The sequence below is a fragment of the Methylobacterium sp. A52T genome, assembly GCF_053346095.1.
Genome location: NZ_JBKFBI010000082.1, coordinates 1 through 25,922 on the forward strand (window position 1 = coordinate 1; position 25,922 = coordinate 25,922).

Below are 25,922 nucleotides of genomic sequence, written 5' to 3' on the forward strand. Positions count from 1 at the left end.
GGGCCCCGATCCTGGTCGGCGCGGTCGCCGTCGCCTTCCTGCTCGGCGTCCTCGTCACCGCCCTCGCGCGGGGCCGCGGCAGCGTCCCGACGGCGGCGCTGATCGCCGTCGGCATCACCCTCGTTCTAGGCACCGCCGCCTTCGCGCACGGCGACGACGACCGCGAAGCCCCCGTGCAGGGGGCCGCGCTGACCGGGCCGCGCCCGGCCGCCCCGGCCGCGTCAGACCTCGCGCAGCGCCTGCCCGACGGATCCGTCTTCGTGCCGAAGCCCACCCAGCGCCTGCTCGCCCTGCGCACGACGGTGACCGAGCAAGGCAGCTTCCACCGCTCGGTCGAGCTGCCCGGCCGCATCATCCCGGACCCGAACGCCAGCGGCGTCGTGCAGTCCTCGGTCGGCGGTCGCCTGTCGCCTCCGCCCTCGGGACTGTTCCCGCGCCTCGGCACGCGGGTGCGCAAGGGCGAGGTCCTGGCCACGGTCACCCCGCCGATCCAGGCCGTCGACGTCTCCGACATGCGCCAGACGCAAGGGGATCTCGACCAGCAGATCTCCATCGTCGACCGCCGGGTCGACCGCTACAGGCGGCTCGCCCTGACCGGCGCCGTGGCCCAGACCCAGCTCGACGACGCCCTGGCGGAGCTCAAGGGCCTGCAGGACCGACGGACGGCCCTCGACAGGATCAGGCGTGAGCCGGAACCGCTCGTCGCGCCGGTCGACGGGGTCGTCGCGCAGGCCGCGGCGGTGGCCGGTCAGATGGCCACCCCCGGGCAGATGGTCTTCCAGGTCGTCGACCCGACCCGCCTCTGGGTCGAGGCTCTGAGCTTCGACGCCCTCGCGGCGGCGCAGGACGCCACGGCACGGCTCGCCGACGGCCGGACCCTCAAGCTCGCCTACCAGGGTTCGGGCCTCGCCGACCGCAACCAGGCCATCCCGGTGCAGTTCGCCGTCCAGGGCGACGCCTCGGGCCTGCGGGTCGGGCAGTTCGTCACCGTGCTCGCCGGGACCGACACCGCGCAGGCCGGGCTGGCGCTGCCGCGCGCGGCGGTCGTGCGCGCGGGGAACGGGCAGGACGTCGTCTACGAGCACACCACCGCCGAGCGCTTCGAGGCGCGGCCGGTCCGCGTCGAGCCGCTCGACGGCGGCCGGGTGCTGGTGGCGGAGGGGGTCGGGCCCGGCAAGCGGGTCGTGACGCAGGGCGCCGAACTCCTCGACCAGGTCCGCTGAGGGATCCGCCGATGTTCACCGTCCTCGTCGGACAATCGGTCCGCAACCGCCTGCTCGTCCTCGCGCTCGCCGCGGTGCTCGTGCTCTACGGCGCCTTCTCCGCCACCAAGCTCCCCGTCGACGTCTTCCCCGACCTCAACAAGCCGACCGTCACCATCATGACGGAGGCCGAGGGCTACGCGCCCCAGGAGGTCGAGCAGCTCGTCACCTATCCCATCGAGACCCGGATGAACGGTCTGCCGGGCGTCACCCGGGTGCGCTCGGTCTCGGGCGTGGGATTGTCCATCACCTACGTCGAGTTCGACTGGGGCACGGACATCTACCGGAACCGGCAGCAGGTCGCGGAGCGCCTCGCCCTGGTGCAGGACCAACTGCCCCGGAGCGTGACCCCGGTCATGGGCCCGATCTCCTCGATCATGGGCCAGATCCTGCTGGTGGCGGTCACGGGCGACACCGCGACCCCCATGCAGGTGCGCGAGGTCGCCGACTTCACGATCCGGCCCCGGCTCCTGACCATCCCGGGCGTCGCCCAGGTCATCCCCATCGGCGGCGAGGTGCGCCAGTTCCGGGTCAGCCCGAACCCGGCCGCCATGCGCGCGCTCGCCGTCACGAACGCGCAGCTCGAGACGGCGCTCGCCCGGTTCGGCACCAATGCCGGCGGCGGCTTCACCGACCAGAACGCGCGCGAGTACCTGATCCGGAACATCGGCCGGACCATGAGCCTCGACGACCTGCGCAGCCTGGTGGTCGCGACAATCAACGACGCGCCCGTCTACCTGAGGCAGGTCGCCGAGGTCGCCTTCGCCGCGAAGGTGAAGCGCGGCGACGCCGGCTACATGGCCAGGCCCGCGGTCATCGTCTCGGTCGAGAAGCAGCCGGACGTCGACACGGTGCGGCTCACCCGCAGCATCGAGACCGCCCTGAAGGAGATGGGCCCGACCCTGCCGTCCGGCATCCGGGCCGACCGAGTCCTGTTCCGCCAGGCCGACTTCATCGAGACCTCGATCCGCAACGTCGCGCGCGTCCTCGTCGAGGCCGTGCTGGTGGTGGCGGTGGTGCTGTTCGCCTTCCTGCTGAACGTGCGGACCACGGCCATCTCGCTGCTGGCGATCCCGGTCTCGGTGCTGACGACCGCGGCGGTGTTCCACCTGTTCGGGCTGTCCATCAACACGATGACCCTCGGGGGGCTGGCCATCGCCATCGGCGAGCTCGTCGACGACGCGGTGGTGGACGTGGAGAACATCTACCGGCGCCTCGGCGACAACCGGCGGGCGGGCAACCCGAAGGGCGTGTTGCAGGTGGTGGTGGAGGCCTCGAACGAGGTCCGCTCGGGCATCGTCTACGCGACGCTCATCATCATCCTGGTGTTCGTGCCGCTCTTCGCCCTGTCGGGCATCGAGGGACGCCTCTTCGCCCCGCTGGGCGAGGCCTACATCATCTCCATCCTGGCGAGCCTGCTCACCTCCATCACCCTGACCCCGGTGCTGGCGTCCCTGCTGCTGCCCGGCCTGAAGACGCTGGAGGAGCACGACAGCCGACTCCTGAAGCTGCTCAAACGCGGCAACGCCGCCCTGCTGCGGGTCGCGTTCCGGCACCAGGGCCTGCTGGTCGGCACGGTCGCGGTCGCGGTGGTCGCCGCCGGCGTCGCGGCCTGGACCCTGCCGCGGGCCTTCCTGCCGCCGTTCAACGAGGGCTCGTTCACGGTCAACATGACCTTCAACCCGGGCATCTCGCTCGCCGAGAGCAACCGGGTCGGGCTGATCGCCGAGAAGCTGCTGCTCGACATCCCGGGCGTGAGGACGGTGGGCCGCCGCACCGGCCGGGCCGAACTCGACGAGCACGCCGAGGGCGTCCATGCCTCCGAGATCGAGGTGGCCCTCGACGCGGGTTCCGAGCGCCCGAAGGAGGCGCTGGTCGCCGATATCCGCGGGCGCCTCGCGGCCCTGCCGGTCGCCGTCAACGTCGGCCAGCCGATCTCGCACCGGCTCGACCACATGCTCTCGGGCGTGCGCGCCGAGATCGCGCTCAAGGTGTACGGGGAGGATCTCGACGCCCTGCGGCGGGTCGCGAACGCCCTGCGCGACCGGATGGCGGCGATCCCCGGCCTCGCCGACCTGCAGGTCGAGCGCCAGGTCCGCATCCCGCAGCTCGAGGTCCGCGTCGACTACACGCGGGCGGCCCTCTACGGGGTGCAGCCCGCGGCCGTGGTCGAGCAGATCAGCCGCCTCTCGAACGGGCGCGTGGTCTCGACGGTGGTCGACGGCATGCGCCGCTTCGACGTGGTGCTGCGCCTGTCCGAGGACCGCCGGACCACCGCGGGCCTGGGCGACCTCCTGCTGGAGACGCCCTCGGGCTGGGTGCCGGCGCGTCAGGTGGCCGACATCCGCGAGACGGACGGGCCGAACCAGATCCTGCGCGAGAACGCCCGGCGCCGCATCGTGGTGCAGGCCAACACCGACGGCGGGAGCGACATGGCGAGCGTCGTGGCGGCCATCCGCGAGGCGGTGGCGAAGGAGCCGCTGCCGCCGGGCTTCTTCACCAGCCTGGAGGGGACCTTCCAGGCGCAGGAGGAGGCGAGCCGGACCATCGCGGTGCTCTCCGCGGTGTCCTTGGCGCTCGTCTTCGCCATCCTGTTCAGCCGCTACAGGTCGGCGGCGCTCGCCCTGATCATCATGGGCAACGTGCCTCTGGCGCTGATCGGCTCGGTGGTCGCGCTGTGGCTGGTCGGGCAGCCGCTGTCGGTGGCGTCGATGATCGGCTTCATCACGCTGACCGGCATCGCGGCGCGCAACGGCATCCTGAAGATCAGCCACTACCTGAACCTGTCGCTGCACGAGGGCGTGCCGTTCGGGCCCGACCTCGTGGTGCGCGGCAGCCTGGAGCGACTCACCCCGGTGCTGATGACCGCGCTCGCCGCCGGCGTCGCGCTGGTGCCGCTGCTCTACGACCCGGCGAGCCCGGGCAAGGAGATCCTGCACCCGGTGGCGGTGACGATCTTCGGCGGCCTCGTCAGCGCGACGCTGCTCGACACCGTCCTGACCCCCGTCCTGTTCCTGCGCTTCGGCCGCGCGCCGCTGGAGCGGCTGCGCGCGCTCCAGGCCGACACGCCGGCCCACCCATCCCCGGACGGCGCGCGCCCGCGCCCGGCCGAGGCCTACTGACCCGCACAACTCAGGAGAACCGGGATGATCCTACCGAGACTGGCTCTGATCGCCGCCCTCCTCGCCGCGTCCGCCGTCTGCGCCCACGAGACCGCCGGCCAGCACGGCGGCCGCGTGACGGATGCCGGCAGGTTCCACGTCGAGCTCGTCGCCAAGGGCGAGGCCGTCAACGTGTTCCTGTCCGACGAGGGCCAGAAGCCGGTCCCGGCCGCCGGCTTCAAGGGCACGGCCATCCTCGTCGTCGGCGGCAAGCCGATCCGCGTGCCGCTCGAGCCCGCCGACGGCAACCGCATGACCGGAAAGGCCGCGACCGCGCTCGGCGCGAGCCCCAAGGGCGCGGTGCAGCTCACCGGCCCGGACGGCGCGACCGCCAGCGGCAAGTTCAACTGACCGCACCGAAAGGAAGACCCATGACACACCTCCGCACCCTTCTCGCCGCCGCCCTGCTGTCGACCGGGCTGGCCGGTGCGGCCCTGGCGCAGGGCATGCACGACCACGGCTCCATGTCCGGCAAGGACATGGGCTCGATGAAGCCGAACCCGAAGGACGACGCCTCGACCAAGGGGTTCAAGGCCGCCGACACGGCGATGATGAAGGACATGGACGTCCCCTATACCGGCGATGCCGACGTCGACTTCCGCACGCACATGATCCCGCACCACAGGGGCGCGGTCGCCATGGCCAAGGTCGCGCTGAAGCACGCCAAGGACCCGGCCACCAAGGCGATGGCGCAGAAGATCATCGACGATCAGGAGAAGGAGATCTCCGACATGGAGGCGTGGCTGAAGCGGCACGGCCAGTAGCCGCCCGCCCCGACGGAGGTGCCTCACCCCGCGCCGCAGCGGGGCGAGGCGCCCCCGCGCCTGACGCGGGCGCCGTTCCCGGTCAGGCGCGGGACGGGATGCCCGGTCCCGCCCTGGCGGCGCGACGGGGCCCCGGCCGAGCGTCGACTGCCCGCCATCCCGGCCGCTTGACACCGTGTTCGTTCTGGTCTGTTATTTCTGTCATGACAGAAATAACAGACATGCCGAGTCCCCTGCCGGCCGCGGTCGAGCGCTTCGTGCTGCACTGGGGCGATCTGGGCGGCCAGTGGGGCGTCAACCGCTCGGTCGCGCAGATCCACGCGCTCCTCTACCTCTCCGAGCGCCCTCTCGCCGCCGAGGACATCGCCGGCACGCTCGGCATCGCGCGGTCGAACGTCTCGAATTCCCTGCGCGAGCTGCTCGGCTGGAACCTGATCCGCCGTGTGCCCGTGATGGGCGAGCGCCGCGACCACTTCGCCGCCGAGACCGACCTCTGGGAGATGGTCACGCGCATCGCCGCCGGCCGCAAGGAGCGCGAGATCGATCCCGCCATCGCGGCCCTGCGCGCCTGCGTCGCCGAAGCGGACGCGGACCCGGCGCTCGGGGCGGTCGCCAAGCGGCGCCTGCGCGCGATGCTCGACTTCACCGAGTCGATGGAGCGCTGGTACGGCCAGATGCTCAACGTGCCCCGCGGCACGCTCGCCAAGCTCATCCGGCTGGGCGGCCGGATCGTGAAGTTCCTGCCGGCCAAGGCTGAGTGACGATCCGAGGGTCGTCCTCAGGAAGCCGGACCGATCGAGGGGCCCAGGTGACCGCGATGGGACATGTCCGTCGAGCCGATGCGGGGCCGTCCCGCGCGCTCTCCCCCGCCCGGTCGCTCACCGAGCCGGGCGACCTGCTGGACCTGCGCTTCCGGGCACTGATCCCGGAACGCGCATGGGCGAGCCTGTCGCCGGCCGTGCGCCGCCGCTTCGGGAAGCGGCTCGCGCAGGGGGCGAGCGCGGTCTATGTCGGCCACGTCGTCGCGATGGACGTCAGCCGCTTCGGCTGGCTCGTCGCGCAGGCGACGCGCCTGGTCGGCGGCCCGTTGCCTCTGGAACGCCAGACCGGCCGCGCCGGCGTCGTCACCGTCACCGAGGACCCGGATGGCGGCGGTCAGGTCTGGACGCGGCTGTACGCCCGCGCCTCCGGCTTCCCGCAGGTGATCCACTCGGCCAAGCGCTTCGCCGGTCCCACCGGCCTGGAGGAGCATGTCGGCGCCGGCGTCGGCATGAGCCTCACGGTGGCGGTCGAGGACGGGGCGCTGACGTTTCGCAGCCACCGCTACTTCATCGCCTGCCTCGGGCGCCGCCTGCACCTGCCGGGCTGGCTTACCCCCGGCGCGCTCACCGTCACCCACGCGGATGCCGGCGGGGACGCGACGCCGGGCGCCTTCCGCTTCATCCTCGACATCGCCCACCCCTGGTTCGGGCGGCTGATCCACCAGGAAGCGGTCTTCCAGGACGCCGAGCCGGCGGGGCAGGGAGAGGCGGCGTGAGCACGGTCCTGGTCTTCGGCGGGTATGGCGGCTTCGGGGCGCGCCTGTCGCGGCGGCTCGCTGAGGCCGGTCACGACGTGGTCGTCGCCGGCCGCCGCCTGGCGCGGGCCGAGGCGTTCTGCGCGGCCCATCCTCCGTGCCGTCCCCTTCAGGCCGACCGCAGCGGTGCCGTCGCGCCCCTGCTGGAACGCGTCCGTCCCGACCTCGTGATCGATGCGGCCGGCCCCTTCCAAGGCAGCGGCTACGCTCTGCCCCGGGCCTGTATCGCCGCGGCGATCCCGTACCTCGATCTCGCGGACGGCCGGGCGTTCGTGACCGGCATCGGCCGGCTCGACGCCGCCGCACGCGCGGCCGGCGTCGCGATCCTCTCCGGTGCATCGAGCGTCCCCGCCCTGTCCGGTGCCGTCGCCCGGCGCCTGGCGCAGGGGATGGACGCGGTCACCGCCGTGGAGATCGCGATCAGCGCCTCGAACCGCGCCACCGCCGGGACGTCGGTCGCCGCGGCCATCCTGAGCTACGTGGGCAGGCCGATCCGGCTCTGGCGCGGGCAGCGCTGGTCGGCGGGTGTCGGCTGGCAGGAGCTGCGGCGCGAGCGCTTTGCCCTGTCCGACGGCGCGTCCCTCGGCCGCCGCTGGCTGGCCCTGGCGGACGTCCCGGACCTCGATCTCCTGCCCGATCGGCTTCCGGGCCGGCCGGCGGTCAGCTTCAGGGCCGGGACCGAACTCGCGGTGCAGACGATCGGCCTCTGGTGCGCGAGCTGGCCGGTGCGCTGGGGCTGGATCCCCTCCCTGCAGGGGCTCGCGCCCGGGCTTCTCCTTGCGCAGCGGCTGACCGCGCGCTGGGGCTCGGACCGGTCCGGCATGGTCGTCCGGATGTTCGGCACGGCCGCAGGGCGCCGCGTCGAACGGCGCTGGACCCTCCTGGCGGACGACGGTCATGGCCCGGAGATCCCGGTGCTGCCGGCGGCGATCCTGGCCGAGCGGATCCTGGCCGGTGCGATCGCGCCCGGGGCGCGCGACGCCGGGACCGCGCTCGACCTGTCCGACTTCGAGCCGAGCTTCGCGCGCCTGTCGATCCGCCACGACGTGCGGGAGTCGGGACAGGCCGACGCGCTCTACGCGCGCGTCCTGGGTCCGCGCTTCGCCGAACTCGCGCCGCGCGTCGCGGCCCTGCACGGCGTGCTGCGCGAGGCGGGGGCGCACGGCCGCGCCGTCGTGCGACGGGGCCGCCACCCCGTCGCGCGCGGCCTCGCGGCGCTCCTCGGATTGCCGGTCGCGGGCGCGCACGATCTCCACGTCGGCTTCAGCGAGACGCGCGGGGTGGAGCGCTGGACGCGCGCGTTCTCCGGTCGCCGGTTCACGAGCGCGTTCTCCGAGGAGCGCGGCTGCGTCGTGGAGCGGTTCGGCCCGCTTCGCTTCCGGTTCGACCTCGCGCCCGAGGGCGGCGGCCTGCGCATGGTGCTGCGCGGCTGGTCCGTCGCGCGGCTGCCCCTGCCGCTGGCGCTCGCACCCCGCACCGCCGCCCGCGAGTGGGAGGAGGCGGGGTTGTTCCGCTTCGACGTCTCGATCGCCCTGCCACGCGTCGGGCTGGTGGTGCATTACCGCGGCTGGCTCGACACGGACGATCGCGCGAGGCGTCGATCCGGCTTCGTCCCGGGCGCAGAGCCGACCGCGCCCCCTCGGAACGGACATCCGGCACAGGGCCGATCCCGGCCACCCGGCGGGGATCCCGGGCCGGTAACGGCCCTGCCGATGGCGTCATCCCGCGCCCACGGCCCGTCCCGCGGCGGGCACGGTCCGGAGCCGCGTCACGGGCGGGTCTGAGCCGAGGCACCGCCATCGGCCGCGCGACCCTTCAGGTTCGCGGCCGCCGCGGCATAGCCGCCGCCGGCACCGTCGATGAAATGCATGTGCCCGCTGCCGGGGACCGGAGGGCTGATGCAGGTCAACTGCGCTGCCGACTGGCGCTGCAGGCCGAAATGGCAGATCCCCTGCGCCTCCGCGCCGGCGAGATCCGCCTCGAGTCGATCGGCGAAGGCGCGGGTGCAATCCAGCGTCATCCGCAGCGCGTCATCGTACTTGCGGAAATCTGTGTTGCCCACGATCTCGCGCCGCAGAATTGCGGGATCGAACGCGCCGACCCGCACGCCCGTGCGGTAGATCAGGTATTCCGGTATCGACCGTGCCGCGAGGCGGAGCGTGGCCCAGAAGCGGCTCCTGCGGGAGCCCGGCATCGCGCGCCGTTCGAGGTCCAGTCCCGCCCACGGTCCGCGCATCTCCGGTCCCGCGTCCTGCATCGGGCGCGCGACCTCGGCGCTGATCTCGAGCCTCTGCAGGAGCTCCTGCACGAGTTGCCGGAAGGCCGGCGCGTCGCCGCTGTGCTGGGGCACGAGCATGAGCGAGAGCATCAGCTCGTGCCGGGGACGGATCTCCTGCCAGCGGCAGGAGAGGCCGGTCAGGTCGGGCTGGGTGCCGGCCTCGGCCGGTGCGAGGGCGTGGTCGCCGGCCTTCATGGCCGCCTCTGCCCAGGGCAGCCCACCTCCGCTGAACATGGCATAGGAAACGTGGGCGCTGGGCGCGTAGCGCGCCACGCGCACGTCGAGCGCGCGATCGCGCACGGCCGAGACCGGCACGAGAGCGGTGCGCAGCTCCAGTTGCAGCGCCTCGCGGACCCAGCCGGCCGTCGCCGCCAGCGCGTCTCTCGCGGCGTCCACATCGTCCGGGGCGACGGCGAAACCGGCCCCGTCGCCGCCGAAGACGAAGGGGAATTCGCGCCGGCCGAGCGCGTTGGAGACGGCCGTGATGACGGCTGCGCCGGCCGCGTTCACCGCCTTGTAGCGGCCGAGCCCGATCTGCTGCCGGGAGCCGACGACATCGGCCACGCCGAGCCACCAATCCGCGGGCAGGGGCCGGTAGAGGTCCGGATCCATGAGGCTGGAGAAGGCGGTGAACCGGGGCAGGCTGTCGTAGAAATCCGGGGCCGCGCGGCGTGTCGCCGGTTCGCGTTCCTGAACTGCACCCATCGATTTCCCCACCGCCATCGCCCTGCTCCTCGGCGCAGCGTCCGGGCGCCGTGACGCGCCCGGATCGCGTCACCGATCGCATCCTCGGTGAGACAACCCTCACCACGCTCACGTGCCGCCCTCAAGCCAGGGCGGCACGACAGGTCCGGATTTCCGGCCGGTACGAGCTGTCGCGATCCGCGGCCGATGCGGCTCGGATCTCGAGTCGCGGGTCCCGTCGGCGGAGCCAAAGGTTGCGGGATGGAGTCGGTCAGCCGGCCGCCGCCGCGCGTGCAGCGGCAGCCGGTCGCGTGACGGAACCGCGATCCGTCGAAGACGGTCGCTCAGCTAGCCGCACACGCGCTCATGGCCGAAGAAGACAGGATTGTAGATCGCGCGGCAGTCGCCGAAGTGCGGGCCGAGGAAGAGGCTGTTCGCGGGATAGCCCCAACTGAACCCGCCGAAGCGCCGACGGAATCCACGGCGGTAGAAATAGCGATCGTGACCGAACCCACCGTGCCTGAAGCCTCCGTGCCCGAACCCGCGATGGCCGAAGCCTCCGTGATGGCCGAAGCCTCCGTGTCCGAAACCGCCACGGCCAAACCCGCGGGCATCGGCACTGGCGGCACCACCGGCCAACGTCGCGGCCGCGAGACCCGCCACCATCAACATCTTCGTCGAGATCATCTTCATCCTGCGTCTCCCTGTTGGGGTGAAGGCACTCTGCCGCCGACCGATGGCCGGTCGCTGTGATCCCGGTCACAGAAGCCCGGACGCGGGGCTCGACGCGGGATCCCTCGCGGGGGCCCGGGTGCGCGCTTCGACCGAACCCCGACCGGTCGGGGCGACCGCGAACTCCGACGCCGCGGCGGGCAGGCGGCCCGCGCCGTCGGCCGCGCCGTCGGCCGCCACGTCGGCCGCGTCGGGCGCGCTCGGCAACGCGCGTGCGCTCGCTCTACGGGCGCTGCCCCATCACGAGCGTGACCGGCTGGCCCGCACAGGTCTCGACCGCGGTGAAGGCGCGTGCGCGAAGTTCAGCCTCCATGGCCGCGCATTCCCACAGATGTCCGCCACTGCGGGCCAGCCGCAGGGCAGCGAGCGTGGCGGCGGCCGGATCCGCCGGCGGAGCGTAGAGTCCGACCACCAGATACCCCCGCGGCTCGAGGGCAGCCGTCAGCCGATCGAGCGCTGCACGGGCCGCGTCCCGGGAGAGGAAGGGTGCCGGAAGCCACGTCAGCGAGTAGCCGGCCGAGTCATCGAACCGCGTCACATCCTGCAGACGGAGTTCGATACGGCCGTGAAAGGGGCTCGCCGCCACGTTCGCGCGCGCCAGTGCCAAGGCCGGCTCCCAGATGTCCAGGCCGACGACCCGCAGCGAAGGCCAGTGTGCCGCGGCCTCCAGCGCGATGCCGCCCACGCCGGTGCCGACATCCAGGAAGCGCCCGGTGAGTGCGGCCGCGAGCGACGGGCGCTCGGTCGACAACGCCGCCAGGCGCCGCACGACGCTGCGCGACGCCTGGCCTTGAGCCTGCAACATCGCGGGGTCGCGAACCTGCCAGACCGGCGGCCGCTCCGGGTGATCCAGCAGATCCCGCGCCTCCTCGAGCGCGTGGGTGACGGATGCCAGGAGCGCGGACACCTGCTCCGGTTCGAGGTCGCCGAGGCCGCCCGGGATGACGGCGGCGACCACGTCGAGCAGTCGGCGCGCCACCTCGGGATCGACCTCCACGTCTTCCCGCGCGTCTTCCATCGCGTCTTGCCGCAGTCGCAGGGCCGCACCGATCGCGGCCAGGCCTCGCGCCGCATTTCCCATCGCGCGAAGCGTGTGTTCAATCGTGTCGATAGCCATCCGCGACCGCCGAAGTAATGATCGCCACGACGCGCCGTGGCACCCGAACAGGACGGCCCGGCCTCCTCGGAAGGAGGCCGGGCAAGGATCCGCGGTGTCTTTCCCGGCCGTGAGCCCGTGGATCATCCGCCCGGGCGCTCCTCGACAGCGGCCCAGGGGACCTCAGCGCTTCCGGCCGTCACACGCGGCCTGATCGGGCCGTCCGCGACGCGCGGTGCATCGCGCGGAGCGCCGCGGTTCCGGGAACGGGATCGATGCCCCGAACGGCCGGTGCGATGTCCGCGCGACGGGGCGTCCTGAGCGACCCCTCCGGTCGGCCGATCGTGCTCGCTGCGGCGACGGTCGTTACAGGCCGTGCGCCCGCTTCAGCATCTCGGCGGCCCGTTCGCCGATCACCGCGCACGGCGCCTGGGTGTTGCCGGTGGTCACGCGGGGCAGGATCGAGGCGTCGGCGACCCGCAGGCCGTCGATGCCGTAGACCCGGAGCGCGCCGTCCACGACCGCCAGCGCGTCGCGGCCCATCCGGGCGGTGCAGCTCTGGTGCCAGTAGGTGACGGCGGCATCGCGGATGTAGTCCGCCATCGCCGCGCCGGACAGCGGGCCCGGCATGGCCTCGGCGCGCACGTACGGGCGGAACGCCCGCGCGTTGCCGAGGGCGCGGCAGAGATCGACGCAGGCCGCGGCCGCCGTCACGTCGGCCGGGTGGGACAGGAAGTTCGCCTCGATGACCGGCGGCGTCGCCATGTCGGCGCTCCGCAGCTGCAGGCGGCCGCGGCTGGCGGGCTGCGCGAGGCCGGCGAACATCGTCCAGCCGTGGGCCGGAACGCCGCGGGCCGCGGTCTGCTCGCTCGGAACCGGAAACTCGACCTGGCAGAACAGCAGGTTCGGCGCCGAGAGGCCGGGCCGGCTCGTCCAGTACAGGGTCGCCTCGCTGCCGCTGTTCCGCGGCGCGATCGGGTCGGCATATTCCCAGGTGCAGCCGAAGGACACGTGGTCCTGGAGGTTCTGTCCGACGCCGGGCAGGTGCTGCACCGACGGGATGCCGAGCGCCCCGAGCTCGTCCCGGTCGCCGATCCCCGAGAGCATCAGCACCTTGGGTGTGTGGATCGCCCCCATCGACAGGACCGTCTCGGCACGCGCGCCGACCGTCCGGACCGCGCCCGCGTGGACGAACTCGACCCCCGTGGCGCGGCGGCCGTCGAAGGTCACGCGGCGGACGAGCGCGTCCGTGAGGACGGTCAGGTTGGGGCGGTCGAGCCAGGGATGGACGTAGGCGCGGAACAGCGAGACGCGCCGGCCGTCGCGGACCAGCATGTCGGTGATCGCCGCGCCGCCGGGCCCCTCCATCATGCGCCCGTTGGGGTTGTCGAAGGTCGGGATGCCGAGGTCCCGCGCGGCGTCGAGCAGGGCGTGGGCCACGGGGCTGGGATCGGACGCGGGCTGCACCCAGACCGGACCGTCGCTCCCGCGATGCGCCGGATCGGGGGCGCCGCGCCAGTTCTCGATGCGCCGGTAGATGTCGAGGACGCTCTCGTAGCCCCAGGCCGCGTCGCCGGCCTCGGCGGCGAAGGCGTCCCAGTCGCACCGGTGGCCGCGTGCCCAGACCATCACGTTGACGCTGGAGCCGCCGCCGAGTCCCTTGCCCATCGCCATGGAGAGCGTGCGTCCGTTCAGGTGGGCATTCGGCTCCGCGCGGAAGCCCCAGTCCCGCGCCCCGCCGAGGTTGGTCGGCCAGAGGGCGGGATCGAGCACGGCCTCGGCGTCGTCCGAGCCGCCCGCCTCGAGCAGGAGCACCTGCACGTCGGGATTCTCCGCCAGCCGCCGCGCGACGACCGACCCGGAGGCGCCGGCGCCGCAGACGACGAAGTCGTAGGCCGGTCTCAGGTCGGCGGTCAGCCGGGCCTGGTTCTCCCCCGCCCGCCGCGCGAAATCGGCCCGGTCGAGGGCGTCTGAAGTGCTCATGATCTGGAAGGTCTCACTTGTAGCAGCGGATCGGAACGATCTCGGTCCATCGAGGATCGGGCAGAAAATTCCGACGCCCACGTCTCCGCGCTCCAGCAATCGCCGCGTCGGGATTGCCGGAACATCAGTGGCGCCGCGATCGGTCCGCCGCGCGAAGCGGCGCGCGCCCCGCGTTCGACGCGCGGACCGATAACGCAATGCTTCTGTTACAGGTGGATTTCGGCGCGTGACCGCGCGCGTTACATGGGACACGGTTTTTCGTCCGCGCCGCCGAGCCGGCGAGAGGGCAGGTCGGATCGGCGGACCGAGCGGCATGACACGCGAAAGCGGCGAGGCTCGCACCCCGCCGCTCGCGTCAGACTCGCTGTCCGTTACCGGATGGCCGCCGCCATCCTGCCGGGTTCACAGGCCCATCAGCACGCCGGCCGAGCCGACGACGGTCATCATGAGGCCGCCCAGGAAGGCGCCGATCATCGCGTAGGAGAAGGCCTTCAGCATCGTGTCCCCCGACCTCAGCAGCGGTTGCCGCCGGCGGTCTGGCCGTACTGCTTGACCGGGAAGTTCTGCTGGTTGGCATTGCCCTCCGCGGCCGAGCTCTGCGGGCAGGTCCAGGGGTCGCGGTCGTAGCGGCCGCCGAACGGGGCGCCGAACGAGCCCGTGGTTTCGACATCGTAGGGCGTGGAGCCAGTCCAGGCAGGACGATCGTAGGCCATGGCGGACGAGATCGGAGCTACGGCGAGCATGAGAGCGGTGACGGTAGCGGCGATACGGGTCTTCATAGGCTAATTCTTGCTCCTTTACGCAGTACAGTCCGAGATTTCCGGCCCATTTCATTTTGCGTGACACTGATATGGGGCCGCTCGTCTCGGAGCGACGTGTCGCTGCGCACGCGGCGTCCGGGATTAATCGCGCCGGCGGCGCTGCCGTGACCGCGCGTGACCAGGCTGTCTCCGCCGCCGGCGTCGCGGCCGCCCGGCAGACTGCGCTCACGCGGCCCGCTCATTGAACCAGACGCGGGCTTCAGGTCTTCCCTCCATGCCGAGGCGGTCCATCTCCGCCGAGGCATGGAGGAGCTCTATGCGCATTCTCGTTCTCGCCGCGCTCGCAGGTGTCGGCCTCGGCGTCCTGGCCGTCCCCGCCTCGGCCGTTCCCGCGGGCCCCGCGACCGGCCTCTCGGCGCCGTCCGACATGCTCACCGACGTCCGGATGAGGCGCCATCACCTGCGGCGACACTCGATGTCGCGGGTCCAGCGGCGATATCCGGGTGCGAGCTTCGTCCGGAACAAGACCCCCGGCTCCGCGGGCGGCAGCAGCCGGGGTAACGGCGTCACCGGCAGCTACGCCGCGCCCAGCGGACGGTAGGCCCCCACGCCCGCGCGCATCATCGCCGCCACCGGATTCCTGCGCACGCGTGCGGGACCGGGGGCGGCAGACGGCGCAGGCGGGATCAACCCCGCGGCCGGCGATCCCGCCAGCTTCCGATGCGAGCCGGCGCCCGCGCGGGCGAATGGTGGCGGATGCGTCGGGCTCTCAGCGCGCCAGTCTCGCGGGGAGCACCGTCGGCGCCGGGCTCGACGCGTTCGACGCCGCGAACGACGCGACGAAACCGGCGAGGGACCGCACGTTGTCCGGCTGCCGCGGATCCCGAGCAACCGCGGCGGCCTCGCGTTCCAGCCGAAGGTTACAGGCCTTCGTCGGAAGTCCGATATCCGGTGTGCAGGCGTCGTGGCGGGCGCAGGCTGCGTCGAGGGCGTCGATGGGCGGCAGAGGCGCGTTGTTGCCGGGGCCGCAGTAGTTGCCGTGAATGAGGAACTTCGGCCCGCCATTGGCGGCCGGCTGTGCCAGGGACGGCGTGGCCCACGCGGCGGCGAGGCAGACGGGGGCGACGAGGCCTATGACGGTGCGAGTCAACATGGTGGAGACCCTCCAGCACCTGCGCCGCACAAGTCCCATCGGCGATGACGGTGCGAGACACGATTATGCACCACACATCACGGCGCGACGTGCTCCGGAGCACCACCCCTATTTGGATGACGTCCTGTCCGCATCGCGGACATCGCGGTCGCCGAGTCACCGCGTCGTCCGCGACATCGCGCGGCATCACGGGGGTGGGCCCCCGCCGCACTCTCCCCCTCTGCCGATCGCGTGTCGGCACCCCTGTCGTGCAGACACGCCTCGCTCGGCGTGAAGAGGCGGGGCATCGGGCTGCTGACTGTGGTAGACATCACCGCATGCGCGCTGGCGATCCAGCGTCTCACGGCCTTCAGGGAGAGTCTCAGTGGCGCGTCCGGACCTCGGCACGAAGCGTATCTGCCCGACGACGGGGAAGAAGTTCTACGATCTCGGCAAGAATCCCGTGATCTCGCCCTACTCGGGCGAGGTCGTGCCGATCGCTGCGGCGACATCGTATTCCAGGGGGAGCGCTCCCGTCGTCGCGCGCAAGGAGGCGCCGAGCGACGAAGAGGACGAGACGGAGGGCCCCGAACTCGTCTCGCTGGACGAGGTCGAGGCCGAGGAGGCCGAGAAGGACACGGACAGCAACGCTGAGGATGACGACGCTCTCGACATCGAGGACGACGGGGAGCAGGTCGACGACGACAACCTCGTCGTCGATGAGGACGATGACGACACCAGCGATCTCGTCGAGGTCAACGACGACGATGACGACCAGTAGGCCCGCACGCCGCCGCCGGTCGTCCGGCGGACAGGCGCGGGTGGCCGCAATCTCAGTCGCTGTTTGATCGGGTGGTGGGGCGGCTCATGAGCAGGGCCGCCCGCACCGCCATGCGGCGCGACGGCTCGTCGGACTCGGTGTCGACCACGATCGCGGGCGCGGAGGGGTGGGCCGCGACGGCCGCCGCGAGATCGAGCACGTGGTCCGGACCGATGGCGTGATCCTGGGTGGTCGGTTCCGCCAGGTAGGCGTCGACGGCGGCGCCGACATCCTCGATGGCGATACGCTCGGCGGTCACCAGATCCCAGAGCGTGGCCTCAGCTGACATCCGCGGCGTATCGCACCTCGCGCGAGAGCATGCAACAATGTAACAACGGCTGGCTCGCGGCGCCGGCAGGCCAGCGCGTCCGCGGGATCAGGGCCCGTCGCGCAGGGGACCGATGCAGGCCGCAACCGGGTGGTCGGCCGGCGCGAAGTGATCCAGGAGCCGGTCCCCGGACCACAGCTCGGCCAGCAATCCTTCGGCCAGCCTGTCGGCCTGATGCCTGGCCTCCGCGTCGTCGTGGGCGCTGATGAGGACCGTGCCGCGGTCGCTGCCGTCCGCGCCGAACCGGTGCAGCCGGTAGGCCGAGCCGGCACCTCGGCGTTTCCCGGGGAAATCGATGAGGTCGGCCATCGCGGGCTCACGGCTCCGTAGGAGGGGGCACACGTCCCCCAGCCGCCGGAACCTGAAGTCTGGCCGATCCGGCGACGGATGGAGTGTAAGAGGGCCGGGACGCGAAGGATAGAGTGCGAAGGACGACCGCCCGCCCGCTGCCGAGGCAAGGCCGCCAGGGCCGGAACGCGGCCCAGATCGATGTTCAGGACGGGTCAGACCGTCGGGCCGGCGGCGGTCGCGATCCACACCACGTGCCGCGGGCCGCTGCGCCCGTTCGCGTGGGGGCGAAGCTCCTCGACGGCGAAACCCGAGCGCTGGAGGCGCGCCTTGAACTTGCGGTCGGGAATGGCCGACCAGACGCCGAGCACGCCGCCCGGCCGCAGCGCGCGCCGCGCCGATTCCAGCCCGTCCTTGCCGTAGAGGCGATCGTTCTCCGGGCGCACGAACCCTTCCGGTCCGTTGTCGACATCGAGCAGGATCGCGTCCCAGGCGGCCGGGCCGCGCCGGATCAGGTGGTCGACATCGGCTTCGCGCAGGTCGACGCGCGCGTCGTCGAGGCAGCCGGCGAAGACGTCCGCGAGCGGTCCACGCGCCCAAGCCGCGACCGTCGGTACCAGTTCGGCAACCGTGACGCGCGCCTCGGGCTCGAGGTTGCGCAGGGCCGCGCGCAGGGTGAACCCCATGCCGAGGCCGCCGACGAGCACGCGCGCCGCGCCCCGGCCGCGCACCCGGCCGCAAGCGAGGATCGCCAGCGCCTCCTCGGAGGCGCCGCGGGTGCTGTTCATCAGCTCGATCGTGTCGGCGACGATCGAGAACTCGTGGCCCCGCTGCATCAGGTGCAGCGGTGTGCCGCCGGGAACGATGCCGGTGTCGATGTGCGTCCAGGATGTCACGGAGGTCCCCCTGTGGGCCGGCGCCATGCATATTCCGGCAGACGGGAAGGATGGGTTATGAGACGCGCTCCTGACCGCGCGTCGCGCCTGCAAGACGCAGGGGCCGCGACAGCGTTCGCCTCGTCCGAGAAGCCGGCATACCCCTCATGGCCAAGCGTACCAAGTCTCTGCCGAAGGTGCAGGGGTTCGTGCTGTTCGACGTCACCTACGCCGACGGCAGCCGCGCCTCGAATCGGCGCGTGCCGGCCGAGATCCTGGGCGGCCTCGACGGCGACGAGCCGGCACGCGCGCTCATCACCGAGCAGGAAGAGGAGATCGCCCGCAAGTCGGGGAGGCCGATGCGGGAGATCGAGAGCCTGACGCGGTCGCCTGCCCCGAGCGCGAAGCCCGATCTGTGACGAGCGGCCCCGATCCAGGCCACTCGTCGCGCGGTGCTCAGCCAGCCTTCAGGTTGGCGGCGCTCTCCTTGCCGCTGCGGCGGTCCGCCTCGACGTCATAGGAGATCTTCTGACCCTCGTTGAGGGAGCGAAGGCCCGCACGCTCGACGGCCGAGATGTGAACGAACACGTCCTTGCCGCCATCGTCGGGCTGGATGAAACCGTAGCCCTTGGTCTCGTTGAACCACTTCACGGTGCCTGTAGCCATGGCTGTATCCTGGTCGTCACCGGCTCGCCAACGTGGCGGGCCGTGACGCCTGAACGAGCCGCCGCGGCCGCCTGTTCCAGGGGCACCCCCGATCAGGCGCCGCGGTTGAGACCCCCGCGCCCTCATCCGCCGACCGCAGGCCGAACGGTCCCGGGCCAGGGCCTGCCGAGCCAGCCAGCGCCGACACCGGCCCGCCCCGCGGCGCGATCAGGGTCGCTCCGTGCGGGGCCAGACGCCGCCTTCCGTCACGATGATGTCCATGGGGACGTCGTGCGCCTGCGGGTGGATCGTCGCGAGCCGCGCGAGCTCGAAGCCGACGCCGATGACCCGCGGCCTCGTCGACCTGGACGCGATGGTCCGGTCATAGAAGCCGCCGCCGTATCCCAGGCGGTACCCGGCCTGATCGAAGCCGACGAGCGGCGCGATCAGGACGTCCGGGTCGACAGTCTCGCCCTCTGCGGGAACGGGTATGTTCCAGACGCCGCGGATCATGCGATCGCCCGGCGACCAGACCCGGAACCGGAGCGGGCGCGCCTTCTCGACGACGACCGGAAGCGCCAGTCGCGCCCCGCTTCCGCGCAGCTCCGTCAGGAGGGATCTGGGATCGAACTCGCCCCTGAAGGGCCAGTAGAGACCGATCGATAGGCCCGATGCCGAAGGGAGAGCGGCTCGGAGACCCTGCTCGATCCGCTCGCTCCGGGCGGCGCGGTCCTGGGCGGAGATGCCGACCCGCCGCGCGATGAGTGCGGCGCGGGTCTCCTTGCGCCACTGCCGCACGCTCGGCCAGTCGGATGCGGCGATCTCAGGACCGCAGGGTTCGGAAGGCCGAGGCTCCGCCGCCGGGCCGACGAAGTCGGGGCCGAGCTCGTGCATGAAGCAGGGTGGAGAGCTGTACGCGCCGAACGCGGAGCGCTCGGGCGCCGCGGGATCCGGGGGCGTCTCAGGCCGCTCGGTTGAATGCCCGACCACGATGATCTCCCTCGCGACGGTGGACCCGCACAGCCCTGGGTGACCTCGGCCAAACGCGCGCTCGGCACCTCCGGTTCGGTGACGCGGATCGCGGACGTCCCGCGCCGTCCCGACCGGGCCGGTCATCGTCCCTGGCCGGTCTCCGAGCGGCACGATGGCGAATGCCAGGAAGATCCGCCGCCCACCCTCGCGGGTGCCCGGGACGGGCAGGAACGCGCGCGTCGACGGCTGTCCGGCCCCTCGACCCGGGGATCCCGGGTCAGCGCGTCACGGGCGCGCCGGCGCTCGGGAAGAACAGCTGCTCGCCGCCGACCTTGTATCCCGCGATCGCCTGCTGCCCCTCCGGTGAGACGAGCCAGTCGATGAAGGCCTGTCCCTGCTTCGCCTTCACGCCGGGGTGCCTGTCGGGATCCACCAGCATCGCGCCGTAGGGATTGAACAGGCTCCGGTCTCCCTGAACCAGGATGACGAGGTCGGCGCGGTTCTTGAACGCGAGCCACGTCCCCCGGTCGGCGAGGATGTAGGCGCCGAGGGCCGAGGCCGTGTTGAGCGCGGGGCCCATGCCCTGGCCGACATCCCGGTACCAGGGGCCGCGCACGGCCGCGAGGTCGACGCCCGCCTCCTTCCAGCTGCGCAGCTCGGCGCTGTGGGTGCCCGAGCGGTCCCCGCGCGACACGAACGCCGCCTTGCTGGCCGCGAGCTTGGCGAAGGCCTCGCGCACGCCCAGGCCGCGCACGCCGGCCGGATCGGAGGCCGGGCCGATCAGCACGAAATCGTTGTACATCACGTCGTACCGCCGCTTCGCGAAGCCCTCGGCGAGGAACTTGTCCTCGGCCGGACGGTCGTGAACCAGGACCACGTCGGCATCGCCGCGGCGCGCCGCATCGAGCGCCTGCCCCGTGCCCAGGGCGACGACCTTCACGTCGATCCCGGACGTCTCCCGGAAGAGCGGGAGGATGTGCTTGAACAGGCCGGACTGCTCGGTCGAGGTCGTCGAGGCGACGACGATCGAGGTCGGCTCGGCCTCGGCCGACGGCAGGAAGCCGGCCGCGCTCAGGAAGGCGGCCAGTCCCAGGGTCAGGAGGCGGCGACGAAGGGCGTCCACGGCAATTCCCCAGCGAGGTAGGCCCGCGCCTCGGACGTCCGGGGCGAGAACAGGATCTGTCGGGCGGGACCATGCTCGACGGCGCGGCCCGAGGCCAGCACGATCACCGCGTCGGCGAGGCGCGCCACCTGCCCGAGATTGTGTGAGACGAGCACGACCGTGGTGCCCGCCCGCGCCATCGCGGCCACCAATCCCTCGACGATCTCGGTCGAGGCCGGGTCGAGGTTCGCGGTCGGCTCGTCGAGGAGGAGCAGGCCCGGGCCGACCGCCCAGGCACGGGCCAGCGCCAGCCGCTGCTGCTCGCCGCCCGAGAGCCGCGTCGCGGGATCGCGGGCGCGCTCGGAGAGGCGGACGCGGGCGAGCGCTTCCTCCACCCGCGCGGCCCGCGCAGGACGGGGCAGGTCTCCGAGAGCCAGCGCGACGTTCGCGGCCGCGGTCGCGCGGATCAGCGCCGGCCGCTGGAACACGAAGGCCCGCCGGTGCGGGCCGACCTGCACCGTGCCGCCGTCGGGCCGCAGGAGCCCGTCGACGACCCTCAGGGTGACGCTCTTGCCCGCCCCGTTCGGGCCGATGACGGCCGTGACGCTGCCCGGAGCGACCTCCAGGCAGAGACGGTCGAGCACCGTCCGACCGTCGAGGACCAGGGTCACGTCCTCGAGGCGGATGGCCGGCGTCGCGCTCATCCGTACACCCGCGCGGCGTGCCGGCGGAGCAGGGCCACGGCGACGTTCACCACCAGAACGAGGCCGATCAGCACGAGGCCGAGCGCCAGGGCGAGGCTGAGATCGCCCTTCTGGGTCTCCAGCGAGATCGCCGTCGTCATCGTGCGGGTATACCCGTCGATGTTCCCGCCGACGACGAGGACCGCGCCGATCTCCGAGATCGCCCGGCCGAACGCGGCGAGCGCCGCGGTCACGAGGGAGAAGCGCACGTCGTAGATCATCGCCGCGGCCTGACGCGGGGCGGAGAGCCCGAGGGAGCGCAGCTGCTCCCCGAGATGCACCCGGGCGTCGGCGACGACCTGCTGCGTCAGGGCGGCGACGAGCGGGGTCGCGAGCGTCGCCTGCGCGGCGATCATCGCGGCGGGGGTGAACAGCAGGCCGAGAGGTCCGAGCGGACCGGAGCGGGACAGGACGAGGTAGAGCGCGAGGCCGACGAGCACCGGCGGCAGCCCCATGAAGGCGTTGAGCAGGCCGACCGCGGCGCCGCGTCCAGGAAAGCGGGCGACGGCCAGGAACGCGCCCAGGGGTATGCCCAGCACGAGACCGATGCCGACGGCGGTGAGGCTGACACGCAGCGACAGCCACGCGATCGCCAGCACGTCCCGATCCAGGCTGAACAGGCGGGAGAGGATGTCCTGGAGCGTCTGCATCAGGCGCCCGGGCCGGTCCTCGGGAACGGGACGAGGCGGATGGCGAGATCGGCCGTCGAGGCCGACCTCGTGACGCAGGTTCGGCGGAATGGACCTGTCATGCCTGTCAGGGGAGCGCGTGCGGATAGGCGGCGAGCATATCGCCCGGGGCGGCCGTTGTCGTGTCGCCGGGACGTTCGACGAGGCCATCTTTGCCCGTCCGGGACGCGAGCCCGCCCCTTCGCGGGGGACGATGCGCGCCGCGGGGGCATCGTCGGTGCCGCATTCCAGGCCGCGCCGCGCGCCGTCTCGCCGGTACGGCTTCCGTCGGGGCCCGGGCGCGGCGCGCCGGGTCGGCCGCCGCGCCGGCCCTTGATCATCGAACCCGGATGGCGCATCGCCGCCACGATGATCCGGAATGCGTCCTCGGCGCTGATCCCGCTTCGGGAGGCGGCGAACCTGCTCAGCGGCGCGGCTGCTCCCGTCGAACCCGCGACCGTCCCGCTCGCAGCGGCGCTCGGACGCGTCGCCGCGCGGGCGGTCGTCGCGCACGCCGCCGTGCCCGCGGGCCCGACGGCGATGCGGGACGGCTTCGCGGTCGAGGCCGCCTCGGTGGGCGGCGCGTCGGCCTACGCGCCGATCTACCCGGCGCGACCGCCACCCTGGGTCGAGGCTGGACAGCCGCTGCCGTCGGGCACCGACGCCGTCCTGCCCCCGGAGGGATTCGCGGACGGCATGGTCGTCGCGGACATCGCCCCGCGGGAGGGCGTGCGCGGAGCGGGGGACGACGTCGCCGGCGACGCGCGGCTGATCGAGGCCGGCACCCGGATCGAGCCGCTCCACCTGCTCGTCCTGGAGGCGGCCGGCCTGGAGGCGGTCGACGTCCGTCAGCCGCGCTTGCGCGTCGTCACCGCGGGGACGTCCAGCCTCGATACCGTGTCGCCCCTGCTCGGGCGTCTGATCGCGCGGGCGGGCGGGGCGACCGCGGCGGTTCGCGCCCGGGGCGTCGAGGACATCGCCGCGGCGATCCGCGGCGGCACGGCGGACGCGGTGCTGGTGGTCGGGGGCAGCGGTTTCGGCCGCTCGGACCACAGCGCGGCGGCCCTCGGCCGCGCCGGAGACGTCCGCGCGCACGGCATCGCCCTGCGGCCCGGGGAAACCACCGCCGTCGGCTCCGCGGCCGGCAGGCCGGTCCTCCTGGTGCCCGGGCCTCCCGAGGCGGCGCTCGCCGCGTTCCTGACGCTCGGCCGTCCGCTCGTCGCGCGGCTCGCCGGCGCGCGGGACCGCGCGCCTGGGCGGCACGTCCTCCTCCGGAAGATCGTCTCGTCGATCGGTCTGTCCGAGGTCGTCTTCGTCCGGAGCGGGTCGGACGGCGTGGAGCCGCTGGGCGGAGCCGGCCTTCCGCTCGGTCGGTTGGTGCAGGCGGACGGCATCGTGGTGGTCGAGCCGGAGAGCGAAGGCTTCCGGGCCGGCGAGGAGGTAGAGGTTTGGGCCCTGTGAGCGCCGACGCGGACCGTGACGGGGCTGCGGATTTCGTCGCGCGTCTCGCCGCGGCCTCGAGCCAGGAGCAGTTTCTCCGGGTGATGAGCCGGGACGACGCGCTCGCGCGGTTCCGGGCGGCGGTCCCGCACGCGCGCCTGCCCTCCGAGACGGTGTCGTTGGACGACGCGCTCGGGCGCGTGCTCGCCCGCGACGTCGCCTCGCCGATGGACGTCCCGCCCTTCGACCGGTCCCTGGTCGACGGTTTCGCCCTGCGCGCGACCGACACGGAAGGCGCCGGGCCGGCGAGCCCGCGGCGTCTCGCGCTGAACCGCGAGATCCTCGCCTGCGGCGTCGCGCCGACCATCGTCGTCCAGCCGGGAACGGCGACACCGATCGCCACCGGCGGCGTGATCCCCCGCGGCGCCGACGCCGTGGTGATGGTCGAGCACACGGAGTTCGACGCCGGGAGCCTCGCCGTCGATGTCCTGACCGCGGTGCGGCCGGCGCAGTTCGTGGGCTATGCCGGGGCCGACATGGCCCGCGGCGAGACGGTGCTGCGCGCGGGAACGCGGATCACCGCCCGCGAGATCGGCATGCTGGCGGCGTGCGGCCTCGCGGCCGTCGACGTCACCGGACGCCCGCGGGTCGCAATCCTGTCCACGGGGGACGAACTGGTCGCACCGGGCGAGCCCCTGCCCGAGGGCGCGATCTACGATTCGAACGGCGCGATCATCGCGGCCGCGGTGACCGAGAACGGCGGGGAGCCGGTCCGGCTCGGGATCGTGCGCGACGAGGCTTCCGTCCTCGAGGCCGCCCTCCGGTCCGCCCTCCGGGACAGCGACCTCGTCGTGCTCTCGGGCGGCACGTCCAAAGGCGCCGGCGACGTGTCGCACCGGGTGCTGTCCCGCCTCGGCGAGCCGGGAATCCTGTTCCACGGCGTGGCCCTGAAGCCCGGGAAGCCGCTCTGCGTGGCGGTGGCGCAGGGAAAGCCGGTCATCGTCCTGCCGGGGTTCCCCACCTCCGCGATGTTCACCTTCCACGACTTCGTCGTGCCGTACGTGCGGGCGCTCGCCGGGTTGCCGCCGCGCGAGGACGAGACGATCGCGGCGCGGGTGTCCCAGCGGGTGCCCTCCGAACTCGGCCGCACCGAGTTCGTGATGACCTCCCTCGCCCACGGTCCCGAGGGGACGATCGCCCTGCCGCTGCCGAAAGGCTCGGGTTCGGTCACCGCCTTCTCGCAGGCGGACGGCTTCTTCGCGGTTCCGGCTGCGCGCGCGGGCGTCGAGGCGGGGGAGGGCGTCGCCGTGGTCCGCCTGGGCGCCGGCGTGCGGGCGCCCGACCTGACGATCGTCGGCAGCCACTGCATCGGCCTCGACCGGGTGGTCGGTCTGCTCGCCGAGCGAGGCTACCGGGCCCGCACCATCTGGGTCGGGTCGGCCGGCGGCCTCGCCGCCCTGCGGCGCGGCGAGTGCGATGTCGCCGCCATGCACCTCTTCGATCCCGGGACGGGCCGGTACAACGCCCCGTTCCTCACCGAGGGCATGTCCCTCGCGCCCGGTTGGCGCCGCCTCCAGGGCGTCGTGTTCCGCCGCGGCGACGCAAGGTTCGAAGGGCGCGACGCCGCGGACGCGGTCGCCGCGGCGCTCGCCGACCCCGACGCCGTGATGGTCAACCGCAACGCCGGATCGGGCACGCGCCTGCTCGTGGACGGCCTGCTGGACGGTGCCCGGCCGGCGGGGTTCTGGAACCAGCCGCGCTCGCACAACGCCGTCGCCGCGGCGGTCTCGCAGGGCAGGGCGGACTGGGGCGTGGCCATAGCGAGTGTCGCGGATGCCTACGGGCTGGGCTTCCGCCCGCTGACGGAGGAGGCTTACGACTTGGCGTATCGCGCGGACGCGCGGGAGATGCCGGCGCTCGCGGCCTTCCTGAGCCTGCTGGGCGAGCCCGGGACGGCCGCCGCGCTGCGCGCTCTGGGCTTCACGCCCGCCGCGGGAGCCGCGTGACGCGCGCACCGTCGGCCGGCCTCGACGGAACGAGCGGGACGATCCTGTCGCCCGCCGGGATGATCGACGCGGCCGTTTCGCGTAGGGACGCCTGCGAGGCGCTGGGGCCTCCGGCGAAGCGGCGGTGTGCGTTGGGCGAGGACACGAGCATCAGTTTGCGGATCGAGCTCGGCTCGGACACCCTGCTGGGACCGGGCAAGGCCGCCCTCCTCAGCGGCATCCGCGACACCGGCTCCATCGCCGCCGCGGGGCGCCGGATGGGCATGAGCTACAAGCGAGCCTGGTACCTCATCGACACGTTGAACAAGGCGTTCCAAGAGCCGCTCGTCTCCGCGAGCAAGGGCGGCCGCCGGGGCGGCGGGGCCGTCCTGACGGGCACCGGCGACGCCATCCTCGACAGCTACCTGCGCATGGAGCGGCTCGCCTCGGAGGCCGTGGCGGGCGAACTCGATCTTCTCGCCTCGCTGATGAAGGTTGATTCCTAGAGCCGTTCCCGATCGGGTTGGGACGCAGGCGATCGGCGAGCCCGTGCCGAACGAGGCGCGGGTCCCCTCTCCCGTGCGGGAGAGGGACAGGGTGAGGGATGAGAACAGTCCGGAAGAGTCG

At 72.8% G+C, this 25,922-nt stretch carries 27 protein-coding genes; 13 read left to right on the top strand and 14 right to left on the bottom strand.

What is annotated here, in order from left to right:
- From ACLBYE_RS19020 to ACLBYE_RS19050, 7 genes are all read left to right on the top strand, one after another.
- The coding region (locus ACLBYE_RS19020) for an efflux RND transporter periplasmic adaptor subunit (RefSeq protein ID WP_447695358.1) at positions 1-1,223 on the top strand (1,223 nt) is incomplete at its 5' end.
- A gap of 11 nt (positions 1,224-1,234) precedes the next feature.
- Positions 1,235-4,384 carry an efflux RND transporter permease subunit gene (locus tag ACLBYE_RS19025; protein WP_447695359.1) on the top strand — a complete coding sequence of 1,050 codons (3,150 nt, stop codon included), beginning with the start codon at positions 1,235-1,237 and terminating at the stop codon, positions 4,382-4,384.
- 24 nt (positions 4,385-4,408) lie between these two features.
- Entirely contained in the window at positions 4,409-4,774 is a 366-nt protein-coding gene (locus tag ACLBYE_RS19030; RefSeq protein ID WP_447695360.1) for a hypothetical protein, read from the top strand.
- Between the two features lie 20 nt (positions 4,775-4,794).
- A complete protein-coding gene (gene copM / locus ACLBYE_RS19035; RefSeq protein ID WP_447695361.1) occupies positions 4,795-5,187 on the top strand; it encodes a CopM family metallochaperone in 393 nt (130 codons plus the stop codon).
- Between the two features lie 203 nt (positions 5,188-5,390).
- Positions 5,391-5,948 carry a GbsR/MarR family transcriptional regulator gene (locus tag ACLBYE_RS19040; protein ID WP_447695362.1) on the top strand — a complete coding sequence of 186 codons (558 nt, stop codon included), beginning with the start codon at positions 5,391-5,393 and terminating at the stop codon, positions 5,946-5,948.
- A 56-nt stretch (positions 5,949-6,004) separates the two neighbouring features.
- Complete coding sequence (locus ACLBYE_RS19045) at positions 6,005-6,724, top strand: DUF4166 domain-containing protein (RefSeq protein ID WP_447695375.1); 720 nt, start codon at positions 6,005-6,007, stop codon at positions 6,722-6,724.
- Positions 6,721-8,547, top strand: a complete 1,827-nt coding sequence (locus ACLBYE_RS19050) for a DUF4166 domain-containing protein (RefSeq protein WP_447695363.1) — start codon at positions 6,721-6,723, stop codon at positions 8,545-8,547. The genes ACLBYE_RS19045 and ACLBYE_RS19050 overlap by 4 nt, the downstream gene beginning before the upstream one ends.
- On the opposite strand, the gene ACLBYE_RS19055 is transcribed toward ACLBYE_RS19050, so the two are convergent.
- From ACLBYE_RS19055 to ACLBYE_RS19075, 5 genes are all read right to left on the bottom strand, one after another.
- Positions 8,532-9,764 (bottom strand): DUF3095 domain-containing protein, encoded by a 1,233-nt coding sequence (locus ACLBYE_RS19055; protein WP_447695364.1) that lies wholly within the window; start codon positions 9,762-9,764, stop codon positions 8,532-8,534. The genes ACLBYE_RS19050 and ACLBYE_RS19055 overlap by 16 nt on opposite strands.
- A gap of 309 nt (positions 9,765-10,073) precedes the next feature.
- Positions 10,074-10,418 carry a hypothetical protein gene (locus tag ACLBYE_RS19060; protein WP_447695365.1) on the bottom strand — a complete coding sequence of 115 codons (345 nt, stop codon included), beginning with the start codon at positions 10,416-10,418 and terminating at the stop codon, positions 10,074-10,076.
- A gap of 262 nt (positions 10,419-10,680) precedes the next feature.
- Positions 10,681-11,574 carry a methyltransferase domain-containing protein gene (locus ACLBYE_RS19065; RefSeq protein WP_447695366.1) on the bottom strand — a complete coding sequence of 298 codons (894 nt, stop codon included), beginning with the start codon at positions 11,572-11,574 and terminating at the stop codon, positions 10,681-10,683.
- A 345-nt stretch (positions 11,575-11,919) separates the two neighbouring features.
- Positions 11,920-13,536: a GMC family oxidoreductase gene (locus ACLBYE_RS19070; RefSeq protein WP_447695367.1), complete on the bottom strand. Its 1,617-nt coding sequence runs from the start codon at positions 13,534-13,536 to the stop codon at positions 11,920-11,922.
- Positions 13,537-14,048: 512 nt separating this feature from the next.
- Positions 14,049-14,315 (bottom strand): hypothetical protein, encoded by a 267-nt coding sequence (locus ACLBYE_RS19075; protein WP_042672249.1) that lies wholly within the window; start codon positions 14,313-14,315, stop codon positions 14,049-14,051.
- A gap of 298 nt (positions 14,316-14,613) precedes the next feature.
- On the opposite strand from ACLBYE_RS19075, the gene ACLBYE_RS19080 reads away from it, so the two are divergent.
- Complete coding sequence (locus ACLBYE_RS19080) at positions 14,614-14,898, top strand: hypothetical protein (RefSeq protein WP_447695368.1); 285 nt, start codon at positions 14,614-14,616, stop codon at positions 14,896-14,898.
- 168 nt (positions 14,899-15,066) lie between these two features.
- On the opposite strand, the gene ACLBYE_RS19085 is transcribed toward ACLBYE_RS19080, so the two are convergent.
- Positions 15,067-15,450 (bottom strand): hypothetical protein, encoded by a 384-nt coding sequence (locus tag ACLBYE_RS19085; RefSeq protein ID WP_042672250.1) that lies wholly within the window; start codon positions 15,448-15,450, stop codon positions 15,067-15,069.
- Positions 15,451-15,814: 364 nt separating this feature from the next.
- Here ACLBYE_RS19085 and ACLBYE_RS19090 point away from each other — a divergent pair, with 364 nt between their 5' ends.
- On the top strand, positions 15,815-16,210 hold the full coding sequence (locus ACLBYE_RS19090; protein WP_020094856.1) for a TIGR02300 family protein: 396 nt from the start codon (positions 15,815-15,817) through the stop codon (positions 16,208-16,210).
- Positions 16,211-16,262: 52 nt separating this feature from the next.
- On the opposite strand, the gene ACLBYE_RS19095 is transcribed toward ACLBYE_RS19090, so the two are convergent.
- From ACLBYE_RS19095 to ACLBYE_RS19105, 3 genes are all read right to left on the bottom strand, one after another.
- Positions 16,263-16,538: a hypothetical protein gene (locus ACLBYE_RS19095; RefSeq protein ID WP_020094855.1), complete on the bottom strand. Its 276-nt coding sequence runs from the start codon at positions 16,536-16,538 to the stop codon at positions 16,263-16,265.
- 87 nt (positions 16,539-16,625) lie between these two features.
- Positions 16,626-16,886 carry a hypothetical protein gene (locus ACLBYE_RS19100; RefSeq protein ID WP_447695369.1) on the bottom strand — a complete coding sequence of 87 codons (261 nt, stop codon included), beginning with the start codon at positions 16,884-16,886 and terminating at the stop codon, positions 16,626-16,628.
- A 194-nt stretch (positions 16,887-17,080) separates the two neighbouring features.
- Complete coding sequence (locus ACLBYE_RS19105) at positions 17,081-17,701, bottom strand: spermidine synthase (RefSeq protein WP_447695376.1); 621 nt, start codon at positions 17,699-17,701, stop codon at positions 17,081-17,083.
- 206 nt (positions 17,702-17,907) lie between these two features.
- Between ACLBYE_RS19105 and ACLBYE_RS19110 the strand changes: the two genes are divergently transcribed.
- Positions 17,908-18,159 carry a hypothetical protein gene (locus ACLBYE_RS19110; protein WP_447695370.1) on the top strand — a complete coding sequence of 84 codons (252 nt, stop codon included), beginning with the start codon at positions 17,908-17,910 and terminating at the stop codon, positions 18,157-18,159.
- Between the two features lie 37 nt (positions 18,160-18,196).
- Here ACLBYE_RS19110 and ACLBYE_RS19115 read toward each other — a convergent pair whose 3' ends face one another.
- The 5 genes from ACLBYE_RS19115 to ACLBYE_RS19135 all read right to left on the bottom strand — a co-directional run bounded on the left by ACLBYE_RS19115 (position 18,197) and on the right by ACLBYE_RS19135 (position 21,855).
- The gene (locus tag ACLBYE_RS19115) at positions 18,197-18,406 is read right to left on the bottom strand and encodes a cold-shock protein (RefSeq protein WP_020094851.1); all 210 of its coding nucleotides are present in this window, start codon (positions 18,404-18,406) and stop codon (positions 18,197-18,199) included.
- 207 nt (positions 18,407-18,613) lie between these two features.
- A complete protein-coding gene (locus tag ACLBYE_RS19120; RefSeq protein WP_447695377.1) occupies positions 18,614-19,279 on the bottom strand; it encodes a 5-formyltetrahydrofolate cyclo-ligase in 666 nt (221 codons plus the stop codon).
- Between the two features lie 355 nt (positions 19,280-19,634).
- On the bottom strand, positions 19,635-20,480 hold the full coding sequence (locus ACLBYE_RS19125) for a substrate-binding domain-containing protein (RefSeq protein WP_447695371.1): 846 nt from the start codon (positions 20,478-20,480) through the stop codon (positions 19,635-19,637).
- Entirely contained in the window at positions 20,453-21,163 is a 711-nt protein-coding gene (locus ACLBYE_RS19130; protein ID WP_447695372.1) for an ATP-binding cassette domain-containing protein, read from the bottom strand. Before ACLBYE_RS19130 ends, ACLBYE_RS19125 begins: the two co-directional genes overlap by 28 nt.
- Positions 21,160-21,855, bottom strand: a complete 696-nt coding sequence (locus ACLBYE_RS19135; RefSeq protein ID WP_020094847.1) for an ABC transporter permease — start codon at positions 21,853-21,855, stop codon at positions 21,160-21,162. The genes ACLBYE_RS19130 and ACLBYE_RS19135 overlap by 4 nt, the downstream gene beginning before the upstream one ends.
- Before the next feature lie 384 nt (positions 21,856-22,239).
- On the opposite strand from ACLBYE_RS19135, the gene ACLBYE_RS19140 reads away from it, so the two are divergent.
- Genes ACLBYE_RS19140 through ACLBYE_RS19150 form a run of 3 tightly spaced genes read left to right on the top strand, consistent with a single transcriptional unit; the run spans position 22,240 to position 25,801 of the window.
- Positions 22,240-23,331, top strand: a complete 1,092-nt coding sequence (locus ACLBYE_RS19140) for a molybdopterin-binding protein (RefSeq protein ID WP_447695378.1) — start codon at positions 22,240-22,242, stop codon at positions 23,329-23,331.
- Positions 23,328-25,316: a molybdopterin biosynthesis protein gene (locus tag ACLBYE_RS19145; RefSeq protein WP_447695373.1), complete on the top strand. Its 1,989-nt coding sequence runs from the start codon at positions 23,328-23,330 to the stop codon at positions 25,314-25,316. The genes ACLBYE_RS19140 and ACLBYE_RS19145 overlap by 4 nt, the downstream gene beginning before the upstream one ends.
- The gene (locus ACLBYE_RS19150) at positions 25,313-25,801 is read left to right on the top strand and encodes a winged helix-turn-helix domain-containing protein (RefSeq protein ID WP_447695374.1); all 489 of its coding nucleotides are present in this window, start codon (positions 25,313-25,315) and stop codon (positions 25,799-25,801) included. The genes ACLBYE_RS19145 and ACLBYE_RS19150 overlap by 4 nt, the downstream gene beginning before the upstream one ends.
- Positions 25,802-25,922: the final 121 nt, after the last annotated feature.

Coding starts and splice junctions, on each gene's coding strand:
- ACLBYE_RS19130 (WP_447695372.1), bottom strand. CDS start 21,163: ATGAGCGCGACGCCGGCCATCCGCCTCGAGGACGTGACCCTGGTCCTC.
- ACLBYE_RS19055 (WP_447695364.1), bottom strand. CDS start 9,764: ATGGCGGTGGGGAAATCGATGGGTGCAGTTCAGGAACGCGAACCGGCG.
- ACLBYE_RS19075 (WP_042672249.1), bottom strand. CDS start 14,315: ATGAAGACCCGTATCGCCGCTACCGTCACCGCTCTCATGCTCGCCGTA.
- ACLBYE_RS19100 (WP_447695369.1), bottom strand. CDS start 16,886: ATGGCCGACCTCATCGATTTCCCCGGGAAACGCCGAGGTGCCGGCTCG.
- ACLBYE_RS19115 (WP_020094851.1), bottom strand. CDS start 18,406: ATGGCTACAGGCACCGTGAAGTGGTTCAACGAGACCAAGGGCTACGGT.
- ACLBYE_RS19040 (WP_447695362.1), top strand. CDS start 5,391: ATGACAGAAATAACAGACATGCCGAGTCCCCTGCCGGCCGCGGTCGAG.
- ACLBYE_RS19065 (WP_447695366.1), bottom strand. CDS start 11,574: ATGGCTATCGACACGATTGAACACACGCTTCGCGCGATGGGAAATGCG.
- ACLBYE_RS19085 (WP_042672250.1), bottom strand. CDS start 15,450: ATGTTGACTCGCACCGTCATAGGCCTCGTCGCCCCCGTCTGCCTCGCC.
- ACLBYE_RS19095 (WP_020094855.1), bottom strand. CDS start 16,538: ATGTCAGCTGAGGCCACGCTCTGGGATCTGGTGACCGCCGAGCGTATC.
- copM (WP_447695361.1), top strand. CDS start 4,795: ATGACACACCTCCGCACCCTTCTCGCCGCCGCCCTGCTGTCGACCGGG.
- ACLBYE_RS19025 (WP_447695359.1), top strand. CDS start 1,235: ATGTTCACCGTCCTCGTCGGACAATCGGTCCGCAACCGCCTGCTCGTC.
- ACLBYE_RS19120 (WP_447695377.1), bottom strand. CDS start 19,279: ATGCACGAGCTCGGCCCCGACTTCGTCGGCCCGGCGGCGGAGCCTCGG.
- ACLBYE_RS19070 (WP_447695367.1), bottom strand. CDS start 13,536: ATGAGCACTTCAGACGCCCTCGACCGGGCCGATTTCGCGCGGCGGGCG.
- ACLBYE_RS19140 (WP_447695378.1), top strand. CDS start 22,240: ATGATCCGGAATGCGTCCTCGGCGCTGATCCCGCTTCGGGAGGCGGCG.
- ACLBYE_RS19030 (WP_447695360.1), top strand. CDS start 4,409: ATGATCCTACCGAGACTGGCTCTGATCGCCGCCCTCCTCGCCGCGTCC.
- ACLBYE_RS19060 (WP_447695365.1), bottom strand. CDS start 10,418: ATGAAGATGATCTCGACGAAGATGTTGATGGTGGCGGGTCTCGCGGCC.
- ACLBYE_RS19080 (WP_447695368.1), top strand. CDS start 14,614: ATGCGCATTCTCGTTCTCGCCGCGCTCGCAGGTGTCGGCCTCGGCGTC.
- ACLBYE_RS19110 (WP_447695370.1), top strand. CDS start 17,908: ATGGCCAAGCGTACCAAGTCTCTGCCGAAGGTGCAGGGGTTCGTGCTG.
- ACLBYE_RS19045 (WP_447695375.1), top strand. CDS start 6,005: ATGGGACATGTCCGTCGAGCCGATGCGGGGCCGTCCCGCGCGCTCTCC.
- ACLBYE_RS19105 (WP_447695376.1), bottom strand. CDS start 17,701: ATGCAGCGGGGCCACGAGTTCTCGATCGTCGCCGACACGATCGAGCTG.